The organism is Nocardia sp. GP40 (assembly GCF_050434125.1).
In the GTDB taxonomy this organism is placed as follows: Bacteria; Actinomycetota; Actinomycetes; order Mycobacteriales; family Mycobacteriaceae; genus Nocardia; species Nocardia albiluteola.
In genome coordinates this window covers 220,168-230,654 of record NZ_JBNPVW010000017.1, presented here as the reverse complement: position 1 = coordinate 230,654, position 10,487 = coordinate 220,168, and the positions used below count along the sequence as shown (strand labels likewise).

Annotated in this window: 10 protein-coding genes; 3 read left to right on the top strand and 7 right to left on the bottom strand. The window is 69.4% G+C overall.

The features are described from left to right. Window positions 1–144: 144 nt before the first annotated feature. Window positions 145–939, top strand: a complete 795-nt coding sequence (locus ABH933_RS38490; protein ID WP_429425232.1) for a transcriptional regulator — start codon at window positions 145–147, stop codon at window positions 937–939. A 157-nt stretch (window positions 940–1,096) separates the two neighbouring features. On the opposite strand, the gene ABH933_RS38485 is transcribed toward ABH933_RS38490, so the two are convergent. Further along, on the bottom strand, window positions 1,097–1,657 hold the full coding sequence (locus ABH933_RS38485) for a TetR/AcrR family transcriptional regulator C-terminal domain-containing protein (RefSeq protein WP_429425230.1): 561 nt from the start codon (window positions 1,655–1,657) through the stop codon (window positions 1,097–1,099). A 76-nt stretch (window positions 1,658–1,733) separates the two neighbouring features. Beyond that, complete coding sequence (locus ABH933_RS38480) at window positions 1,734–2,636, bottom strand: LysR family transcriptional regulator (RefSeq protein WP_429425228.1); 903 nt, start codon at window positions 2,634–2,636, stop codon at window positions 1,734–1,736. A gap of 152 nt (window positions 2,637–2,788) precedes the next feature. Between ABH933_RS38480 and ABH933_RS38475 the strand changes: the two genes are divergently transcribed. Both ABH933_RS38475 and ABH933_RS38470 read left to right on the top strand, forming a co-directional pair. Then, entirely contained in the window at window positions 2,789–3,100 is a 312-nt protein-coding gene (locus ABH933_RS38475; protein ID WP_429425226.1) for an EthD family reductase, read from the top strand. A gap of 20 nt (window positions 3,101–3,120) precedes the next feature. Further along, window positions 3,121–4,002 (top strand): PhzF family phenazine biosynthesis protein, encoded by an 882-nt coding sequence (locus ABH933_RS38470; RefSeq protein ID WP_429425224.1) that lies wholly within the window; start codon window positions 3,121–3,123, stop codon window positions 4,000–4,002. Between the two features lie 361 nt (window positions 4,003–4,363). On the opposite strand, the gene ABH933_RS38465 is transcribed toward ABH933_RS38470, so the two are convergent. From ABH933_RS38465 to ABH933_RS38445, 5 genes are all read right to left on the bottom strand, one after another. After that, on the bottom strand, window positions 4,364–5,566 hold the full coding sequence (locus ABH933_RS38465; protein WP_429425222.1) for a hypothetical protein: 1,203 nt from the start codon (window positions 5,564–5,566) through the stop codon (window positions 4,364–4,366). A 324-nt stretch (window positions 5,567–5,890) separates the two neighbouring features. Continuing rightward, complete coding sequence (infA, locus tag ABH933_RS38460; protein WP_215919933.1) at window positions 5,891–6,115, bottom strand: translation initiation factor IF-1; 225 nt, start codon at window positions 6,113–6,115, stop codon at window positions 5,891–5,893. Beyond that, entirely contained in the window at window positions 6,112–6,909 is a 798-nt protein-coding gene (locus ABH933_RS38455) for a GNAT family N-acetyltransferase (protein ID WP_429425220.1), read from the bottom strand. The genes infA and ABH933_RS38455 overlap by 4 nt, the downstream gene beginning before the upstream one ends. A 222-nt stretch (window positions 6,910–7,131) precedes the next feature. After that, window positions 7,132–9,534 carry a hypothetical protein gene (locus tag ABH933_RS38450; protein WP_429425218.1) on the bottom strand — a complete coding sequence of 801 codons (2,403 nt, stop codon included), beginning with the start codon at window positions 9,532–9,534 and terminating at the stop codon, window positions 7,132–7,134. A 93-nt stretch (window positions 9,535–9,627) separates the two neighbouring features. After that, window positions 9,628–10,461, bottom strand: coding sequence for an alpha/beta fold hydrolase (locus tag ABH933_RS38445; protein WP_429425216.1), 834 nt, complete (start codon window positions 10,459–10,461; stop codon window positions 9,628–9,630). Window positions 10,462–10,487: the final 26 nt, after the last annotated feature.

Genomic DNA, 10,487 nt, shown 5'->3' with positions numbered 1-10,487 from the left:
GGGGCCGAGTTCATATGTACGTCAGGGACTTTCGTCTCTTGTGCGCGAGCGGGCGAGAACTCATCACCGAGCAGTCTCGTCGTGGGAATCATCCAGCAAGGGGATCATCTTGTCCGAGAAGAAGAAGGGCAGCCCGGTGCGTACGTGCCGATTGCTAGCGAATTGGCCCTGGAACAAGGACTGTCTCGCGGGGCCTCGGCCGAGGTACTCGACGCGATCGCCCGTGCTCTGCTGCTCGACGACCACGAGCGCCAACACCTCGACCGGCTCGCCCACGCCGCCCGCCGCACGCCCCGGGGACGCCGTCCACGGCCCGAGAAACTCGCCGACGACACGCGCGACCTGCTGCGCGCCGTCGACGGCGTCCCGGCGATGGTGCTCGGCCGGCGCACCGATGTGCTGGCATGGAATTCGCTCGGGCATGCCTTGCTCGCCGGGCATCTGGACTTCCGCAGCCCGGACGACCCGGCGCTGCGGCCGAATATGAGCCGGATGCTGTTTCTGGACCCGCACTGCCGCGAGCTGTACGCGGACTGGAAGCGCAAGGCCCGCGCGGTGGTCGGCAACCTGCGCATCGCCGTCGGCAAGCAGCCGCAGGACCTGCTGCTCGCGGAACTGATCGGCGAGCTGACGATGAAAAGCCCAGAGTTCGTCGCGCTTTGGGGCGACCACCGCGTAATGCCCTGCGACGCAGCGTCCTACCAACTGCATCATCCCGTCGTCGGCACGGTGACAGTGACACAGCAGACCCTGTCGATCGCCCGTGCACCGGACCAAGTACTCATCGTGTGCACAACTCCCGCCAGGTCTCCCGCCGAGGAAGCCCTCGCACTGCTCCGGCAGTGGTGTCAGGGTGGGTCGGAAACGATCGCCATCGACCGCCACCTCGAACGCGACAGCCATCCGTTAGCACCGGCCACTGTAGACGAATCACCCTGAGCGAGAAGCTACTTGCGGCTAGAGGCAGCTCGAGTATTCCGCTGTCCGCACCGGCCTACTCTGCACCTCCCGACAGCTTCAGATTCCGGAGCCAACGTGGGCGTATCGGCCGCGCGGCAGGGGTTTTCGCGTGCCGCGCGAAAATCGGTGTTGCGGCTCATCCGGTTCCGGCGATGCCGTCGAGAAGGGCATTGAGGCCGAAGGCGAAGCGGTCCTCGGGGGAGATGTCGGGCGCGTGCAGGATGCGGCGGGACAGGTGGGGGTGCGCGCCCGCGGCCAGGACGGAACGCATGTAGGGGGCCACGGCCTGGCGCCACTGATCCTCGGACAGGCCAGAGCGTTCGTGGGCGAGTTCCTCCGCGAGCTGGCGGGTGGTGGCGCCGAAGACGTACGCGCCCACGGCGTCGACGATGCCGGTGGCGTGGGCGATGTCGGAGACTATTTGTACTGGAGGGGGCAGGCGTACGCGAACTGGGCCGACCAGCTGCTCACCCCGGACGAGGTGGCGGAGATGCTGCCCGGCTTCTGCGCCGAGGTCGGCATCCCGGCGACCGCGGCCGGGTCCCGCGCTGACCTGCACGAGCGCCTCGATGCGCAGTGCCGGGCGACCGACGGGGCGTATCCGGACCTGGCCGACTTCACCATCGATGACGCCGGCGGCCGTCGCTCGAGCAGTTCCGGGCGGCGCCGCCCACGCCATCGGCGCCGCCCACGCCATCGACGCAGGCCCTGGCCCTGGCGGTGCGGGTCGGCCTCGCCACCGCCGACGTCCGCCTCGCGTGACCTGCTGCGCGTCAGTCCGGCAGCCAGTGCAGCTCGTGTGCCAGGGTTTTGGCGACGGTACGGATGCGGCGGTGTAGTGGTGACTGCACGCGCGGGAGGACCAGGTGGATCGTCAGGGTGGGTGCGCCCCGCAGCGGTCGCCACGTGAGACCGGCCGGTGCTGTCGTGACCGCGGTTTCACCGGCCGGGGCGAGGGTGAGCCCGTCGTGTAGGTCGCGCTGAGACATGTCGAAAGAGACTGCGGGCGTGTGGAATCGGGGATGTGGCCGGGTATCGCGGAACAGTGCGGCCAGCTGGTCGTGGATCACGGGGTTGGCCGTGCGGTCGGGGAGTCGAATCGGATACGCGGCCGCATCGGCGATCTCGATCTCCGGGTGTTCGGCCAGCGGATGATGCTGTGCCAATTGGACCCCGGCGCGCACACGCCGCAGCAGGAACCGGCGCACGCCACGACCCGGCTGTTCACCGCGGGTAATCCCCGCATCGATGCGGCCGTCGGCGACCGCGGGGGAGATCTCCGGTGTCGCCATCGGGACCGCGCCGACCTCGAGTCCCGGGCTGCTGCGAATGAGCCTGTCCACCAGGGCCGGCGCCGTCTCGGCCCCCGTGCTGAGGCTGTATCCGATGCGCAGCGTGCCCAGTTCACCGGCCCCCGCATTCCGGGCGGTGTCCCAGGCCCGGTCCAGCGCCGCCAGCGCGGGCGGCGCGGACTCCGCCAAAGCCGCACCGGCCGTGGTCAATACGACGCTATGCGTGTCACGAACCAGAAGGCTCGTACCGAGTTCCGCCTCCAATCGGCGCATCCGGGCACTGAGTGCGGGCTGCGCGATACCGATCCGTGCGGCGGCGCGGGTGAAGTTCAACTCCTGCGCCAGCACCAGAAAGTACCGCAGGCTCACCGTATCCGGCGCCACATGCCCTCCCTGTCGATTGATAACGATCCGTTCTGAGTCTATCGCGTCCCGGTCTTTCCCTCGACCACGCATCAAGCCCTAACCTGCGCATATGACGATTCAACCGACCGCGGTACCGGATACCGCACTCATACACGATGCAGGAGGCAGTCATGCATAAGCTGGTGGTCCTGTATCCCAAGCCCGCCGACCCCGACCACTTCCGCGACTACTACGTGAACAACCACCTTCCACTGGTCATGAAGTGGCCCGGCCTGCTTGCGTGGCGCTACAGCTTCGACGTGGCGGCGAAGAGGGGAGAATCGCCGTATTTCGCGGTCTTCGAGGCCGACTTCGCTGACGCCGCCGCCATGGCCGCAGCACAGGAGTCGGAGTACGGCCAGCAGGCGTCCGCCGATGTCGTCAACTACGCCACCGGCGGTGTGGTCGTCATCCACTATCCGGTGCAGGACGGCACCGACTGAGGCAGGACGGTAGTGGGCCGATGTCCTGGCCGGAAGTGACGATGGTTGATGCGTGCGTGCGGCGCGACGGCCGGGGCGGCAGCCCCACAGCCGTCACCGATGACGACCCGGCGGCAACGGACGCGGACCGGCGTGCGGTCGCTGCTGCGGCCGGCACCTCGCACGCGGCGTTCCTCGGCCCGGGGCGGACGCCGGACGGTGGCCGGCCGGTCCGGTTCTTCACCGCCACCGCCGAACTGTCCGGTTGCGGCCACGGCACCGTTGCCGCGCAGGCCGTCCGGTTGACGCGCACCGCGCTGGGCGAGCTGAACGACCGCCAACACACCGGCGGGCGCACGTTCGACACCGTCGCGATCCGCCGCCCCGCCGGCATCGAGGTGTGGTTCGACCTGGGCCTCGTCACGCTGCGTCACCCGGCACCGGACGAGCGCGCCGCAATCGTCGCCGCGCTCGGGCTCACCGCGGACGACCCGCATCCGACCGACGCGCCACGGATCGCCGCACCCGGCGCAGCACGCATGCTGGTACCGGTCCACGACCGGTCGGCGCTGCTCCGAGTCCACCCACACCTCGGCAGGCTGACAGCGGCGTGCCGGCGGTACGGGCTCCTCGGCTGTTTCGTGTACGCACCGCCGGTAGGCGACCGACCGGGCGCGGCGCGGATGTTCGCGCCGGCAATCGGTGTCGACGAGGACGTCGCCAACGCCAACAGCACCGGCTGCCTGGCCGCCCACCTGCTCGACACGACAGGGGCACAGACGGTCGCGATCGAGGTGGAGCAAGGTGACACCCTCGGTCGACCGGCCAGCGTGCTCGCTTCGGCCCGACGCGGGCCGGCGGGCATCACGACCCGGGTCGGCGGGTTAGCGGTGGTCCGCGACGGACACCGAGGCGACAACTAGACCGTCCTCTTCTGCGATCCGCGCATGGGGCTGGGGCTGTCCGCTGCGGTCGAGCGTTGGCACCCGGTGGCGGCCGTCAGCGGGACGCGGTGTCGAGGGCGCGGCTGAGAGAGACGCGCAGCTTGGCGGCGACGGCCGTACCTTGGCTGCACCCCGGGAAGGCCCTCGGGCGAGCGCAATTCGACCCAGGTCCGACTGGATGACCATCCGGCCGGGTGCTCGCATGCATCAGATGCGTCTGCGCACGATGTGCCGCGGATACCCCGAACAGTGACAGCGCCGCATCGCGCCCTGTCCGCGGATCATCTCAGCGAGGAGACGTTTCGCGCACGCTCGATCAGGAGGCTGGTTTTCCGCGCGGCTATTGCTGCGGCCCCTGCGGAGTGGATGGTGGCTGGTAGACGGTCGGGTCCGCGGCGTGCGGCGAGCCCGCATCGGACGCATTCGGCTGCGGGAAGGGGCTGCCGGGCTGCGGCGGGGGATTGGTGCCGGGCTGTTGGAGAATGGTCTGCTGGTTGTCCGGGGTGCTGGCAGGCTGATGCATGACCGTCGGCTGGTTGCCGGAGTCCTGGGGTGCGGCAGGGGGATTGGGGTGCTGCAGCGGCTGCGGGGGCGCACCGAATGCACCGGGCGGTGGCACGAACTGACCCGGCTGAGTGGGTGCTGGTTGCGGTGCCGCGAACCCTGGGTGCTGCTGTCCCGGGAAGCCCTGGGGCTGGTAGGCGGGCTGCTGGGGAAGACCGGCCGGATGGCCCGGTAGTTGTTGCTGCGGAAAGCCGCTGGGCTGGGAGCCGGACGGTTGTTGCTGTGGAAAGGCGCCGGGCTGCGGTCCCCACGGCTGCTGCGGAAAACCACCGAGCTGACTCCCGAGCGGTTGCTGCTGTGGAAAGCCGCTGGGCGGGGAGGGCGGTTGCTGCTGGGGGAATCCGGCGGGCTGTTGGCCGGGGAATCCCGTGGGCGGTTGCTGTCCGGACGGCGCCTGCGGCTGCGACGGCCAGCCCGGCTGTGCCGATTGCGGTGTCGCTGGCTGCGCGGCGCCCGATTTCGCGGCATCCGCGCGGGATGCGATGTACAGCATGACGATAGCGGCGATCCCGACGAGTACGCCCGGGATTGTGAGCCAATTGCCGTCATCGCCCAAGCCGTGGCCACCCAGCCCGTCGTAAGCATAGAAGGCGGATACCAGACCGAAAACCTGTTCCGTGAACAACGCGCCGGTGGCAAGGGCCACGGTTATGCGCGCGGATACCGGATTGCGATTGGTGAGCGTCTGCACACCGCCGGTGATGGTTGCTGCCGCTATGAGGATCCAGCCGATCACGGACAGGTTGGTCAGCCAGTGGATTCCGATGGCGGCCGTCTCGCGGCCCAGTGCAATCAGTAGCGCCAGCAGCACGAGCCCTGCGGCAGTCAGCGCGGGCACATTACGCGGACCCGCAGGCTTGGGCGTCGGATACGGCGAATACGTCTGTCCAGCAGGCGAACCCGGCTGGGCGGGCCACCCATACCCCGGGGGCGGTGCCGAGGGCATCGGCGCGGGGCCGGGCTGGTATGGGTTGGCCACGGCGAAACTCCTTGCTGCAACGCTGAAATGTCTGAAATCCGAGCATCGACCAGCCTATGGGATCGATGCACAGTCGGCAGCACAATCACCTGAGTGAGCTGGGCGTCCGCCGCACCGCCTATGCTTCGGCCGCGCCTCGGACGCGGATCGAGTTGGTGAAGTCGAACATCCGGACGCGACCGAATCAGCTTGGCGCGACGGCGGTGAACGTCTGCGCGGAGACGATCGGGCGCCACCACAGTGGCATGGGGGCATGGGGCACGGAACCGCGCCGACCGGAACATATCCGGTCGGCGCGGACTGCACAGCTATTCGCTCAACGCGCTAATTGCGGTACCGGAACAGGATTCGGCCGCGCGTGAGGTCGTAGGGGCTCAGCTCGACGAGTACCCGGTCCTGCAGCTGGATTTTGATGTAGTTCTTCCGGATCTTCCCGCTGATGTGGGCGAGTACCTGGTGCCCGTTCTGCAGTTCGACCGTGAAGTTGGCATTGCGGAGGCACTCGATGACGGTGCCCTCGATCTCGATTCCCTTCCCGTTGTTACTCATCCCAGCACCAGTTCCAGGTTGCTGTTCACGCGCTGGGCACCGATGCTTTCGAAAAGCGCCGTAGCGGCGGCATTCGATTCGTTCACTTCGGCTGCCGCCCTGGGTATCCCGCGCTGGTGCAGGGCGCCCAGCGCGTGTGCCAGCAGCGCACGGGCGATGCCCCGGCGCTGCTGATCGGCCCGCACCGCGAGCAGTCCGATCCGTGGCAGGCGGGTCACCTGCACGACGCGGATCAGCCCCACGTAGCGATCGGATTGTGCCGCCACCGCATACTTCGACGGATCCACCAGGGTGTCGCCCCCGATGCGCGGCATCACCTCGGCCGGCATGTTCGGCCAGCCGACGCTCGCCTCCACCTCGTCGCGAATCGCCCGATCCGCCTCGCGCAGTGGGCCTTCCGCCGCGGCGCCGGCGGCCACGATCGTCGTGTCCGGCGGCGGGACCACCGCCGCGAGCCCGGTCGTCTCCGGATCGCTCGGCACCAGGTATTCCCATTCTCGGCGCCGGATGGTGAAACCGGCACTCTCCCAAAGGTTTACCAGATCCCGATCCGCCTCGTCGACCACCGTATAGAGGGGTCTCGGCAGGCCTGCCAGCATCGCGGCGGCCAGCGGACCGAAGGCGTCGTCCAGCCACGAGTCGATGCTGACGAACAGCCGGCCGTCGGGCCGTGGCGACACATCGCCCGATCCGATCGGCAGACCGTGATTCACCGCCTGCCACTGCGTCTCGGAGACGCGTGTGATGACGGTGGTGTGTCCGGTGGAACCGGACGTGGAATGTGCAGAGTTCAAGCTTATCGCCCTTTCGGAGCAGCCTTGGATGACAGGCGCTCCCGGCGACAGCTAGATCGTTCGCCCAACCGTGACGTCGAGAGGGAGCTCCCACTTCGATACAACGTTCATGGGTCTCACCTCCTCGCGTGCTGTCACGGTTCGGCTCACGCTATCAACTAGAACGCGATCGCGTCCAACCATTTTCTCGCCACCGACGGCAACGCCGGTTGGCTCCGGTGGTCACTGCTGGTCGTTCTGCGGCATGGGCGAGAGACGTTTCGGCGGCGCCTGCACCGGATCGGGCGGCGGCGGTGCCGAATCGGGTTCTGCCGAGACGAGATTCGCGAACGGAACGGCATAGGGCTGGTCGTCGGGGCCGCGGTGCCGCGCCGGTGGTTGCTGCGCGGGAATCGGTTCGGAATCGACCGGGGGCGGAGTGAGAAATCCGCCGGGCTGCCGCAGCATGGGCTGACGGACCGTGTGCTGCGCGGGGATCGGCGAGGTTTCGGACGCGTGCGGAATGGCCTCGGTGGGAGCGGCCTGCTGAGGGTGCCCGTCCCCGGACGACTGCCACTGCGAATCGTGTTGCGACCACCCCTCGCCGCGCTGGTTCGTGGGCTCGAACGCGGCGAACGCCGGTGGCGCCTGGTGGTCACCGGGCTGTCGCTGCTCGGCGACGGGTAGTCGCGCGGTGTTGTGGTCCTGCGCGACCACCACCTCGGCGGGATACTCGAACGATCCGAACGGACGGCGATGCGGAGCGGCGGGCCACTGGGCCTCGGCGCCGCCAACCGCAGTACCACTATCGGCGCGGGAGCCATCCGGCGCGGGTTGCCGTTCCGCGGGCCACTCGCCGGGAGCGGATTCGGGGCGGTAGGGCTCACCCTCGGGGAACCGTGAGTTGTAGTCGTCTCGGTGGGGAACGGGGAACGGAATCGGTTGCGGCGCCACATCACCGGCCGGGCGGTAGGCAGCGGGCTCGGAATCGTAGCCGCGCCCGGCCGGCGGCCGCGGCTCGGGCAATGCCTCGGGGTAGTCCTGCCTGTGCAACGGCGCAGTGTCAGGAGATACGTACGGCTGCGCGCCGATCACGCCGTCGCGTGACAGCTCGGCATCGGTCGCACCGCCCGGCCGGGGCAGGACGGTGGTCGGGTGATCCGCGAACTGTCCCATCGGGATGCCCTCGGTCTCGGCGTGCTCGTAACCCGGTGGCGGCCCACCGAACGGCCCCGGCTGCGGGGATGGCGATCCCGCACTCATCTGTGCTGCTGCCGATTCGGGCTCGCGACGGTCCGGTGCCGGCTGCTCGGCGGGAGGCCGGCCGGCGTCACGAACAACCGGGCCGCGTTCGGGAATCGCGGATGCCGGGTTCGATTGCGGTCCCGGATATTGTTCGGGCGCACCCGGCCCGTACCCCGAGCCCCAGGAGGGCTCGGGCGGCAGCGGCTCGCGGCGCGGCGCGCCGAACGGTCCCGTCGGCGGGGGCAGCAGGGATGTAGCCTCGCCCTCGGATTCGGTCTCGACGTGCGGCGGCTGCGAGATGAACGGCTCGGTTCGCGATTGCGTTCCCGGGTCGAACTCCATTGGCTGCGGCCGCGATACCGGCGATGGAAGCTCCTGCCCCGCAAACGATTCGGCCTCTCTGGAGCGGGCCGTTTGCGGCTCCGGCGCGAACTGGTCCGGACGCCGGGGGGCGCCGAAGGGGCCTGGATGCTGTGGTGGCATCGGGGTGGCAGGTCGTTCGGTGGTGTCCGGGGAAGCGTCCGCGTACGGCACGGCGTCGGTCGCCGCTGGGCCCTCGTTCAGCGGCGCGCCGAACGGTCCGGGCCGATGCGGCGGGAGCAACAATGTCGAGGGGTCCTCGGTGGAGCGGGCGTCCGCGCGCGCATACGATCCGAGCGATTCGTCGGCGGTAGAGGTGGGTTCGGGCCGCTGCTCATAGGGCTCGAACGGCTGGCCCGGAGCGGCGACTACGTCAGCCTGTTGCCACGGCACGGCGGGTTCGTCGTCGGCTTCCGGCACGCCGATGACGCCGAGCGTTTCCGGGATGGGCGCCGAGCGCTCCGGAAGGGCGGGGCGCTCCGGCGCCGGAGTAGGCTCGGCGACGGTCTGCGCCACCGGGGCGGGCGCGTCCTGATCCTCGTCCCGATCCGCGCGCGTGCGCACCGTTTCCACGCTGGTCCAGGACGCCTGGATCAGCGCGACGATGGCAAGGAACGTGGTCGCGGCGATCGGAATCGCCGCCCACCTGGCGGATTTGCCGATGACGTCGTCGACCGCGCCGCCGGTCAGATTCGCCACGTTGAACAGGAGCAGCGCACCGGCCCCGAGCGCGCCGGTGACGCGGGCGACCGGCGGCTTGACGCCGGTCACCAGCAGGATTCCCGCAACGATCGCGATGATCGAGGCCAGCAGCGAACCGAAATCGCGGGGGGCGATGGTGTCACCAGGCTGGGACAGCCCCACCATCAGGCGCCCGAGATAGGTCAGGGTCGCCAGCAGGAGCATGACCGCGGCCAGCGTGTCCGCGATGCGGAAGCCGGATGGCGCCGCGTCGGAGGCGTCCGGCTCCGACGACCGACCACGATCGCGCTCCGGCTCTGTCGGCATCGGCCGATTTCCGGACCGTTTCGGGTTGACCATCGGTGAGACTCCTTGTTGCTGTCGAACTCCGGACAGCCTATTGGATCCGAGCGGACCGGTCGGAACCGACATCGCGCAATTGAACGCGGCAGTTCACCCCGCGAGCAGGTCGATCAGCTGCGCCGCGAATTCCCTTGCCTCGGTGCGCATGCCGTTGTGCATGCCCGGGAACTCGGTGACGGACAGCCCGACCCGGGCGGCGATCTCGGCGGCCGGACGGGAGGGCAGCAGGTGGCGCGACTCACGGCCGACGCCGAGCACCAGGCGGTCCCGTACGGCGCTCAGGGCGACGTAATCGGGTATGTACGAGGTGAATTCGCGCAGTTCGTACTCCATCATGATCGGGGCGTTGGCGGCCAGGCGGGCCCACATCGCGGCCTTGTCCGGCGGCAGTTCTCCTGGCGCCGGCGAGGGCTTCATCGCCCCGCCGATCCCGGCGAGGAATCGCGCCGAGGCGGCGGCGATCCCCTCGGTGCGGGCCAGGGTGTACACCTCCTCGACGAAGGTGCGCTGTTCGGCCGCGTCGGGCAGCACCGCGAAACAGGGCGGGTCGTGGGTGACGAGGGTGCGGACACACTCGGGGTGGCGGGTGAGCAGATCCAGCCCGACGATCGCTCCGGCGCTGCCGCCGACGATGTACGCGGGCTGGTCGGTGAGGTGGGTCAGTAGCCGGTACGCGTCGTCGCTCTGCACCCGCACCTGCTGGGTTTCGGGGGTGCCGCTGTCCAGCGGGCTGCGCGAATACCCGCGCGCATCGAGGGCGACGACGGTGAACCGGGGTGCGAGCAGTTCGGCCATGTCGTCGAAGCCGTTCGCGTCGCCCCCGCCGCCGGGCAGGGCCAGCAGCACCGGGCCCGATCCGCGGGTCTCGTAGTACAGGGTCGCGCCGGGCACACGCAGGGTGCCGGATGTCGGATGGGATGTCATTGTCGGCTACCTCCTTCTAGGGAAGT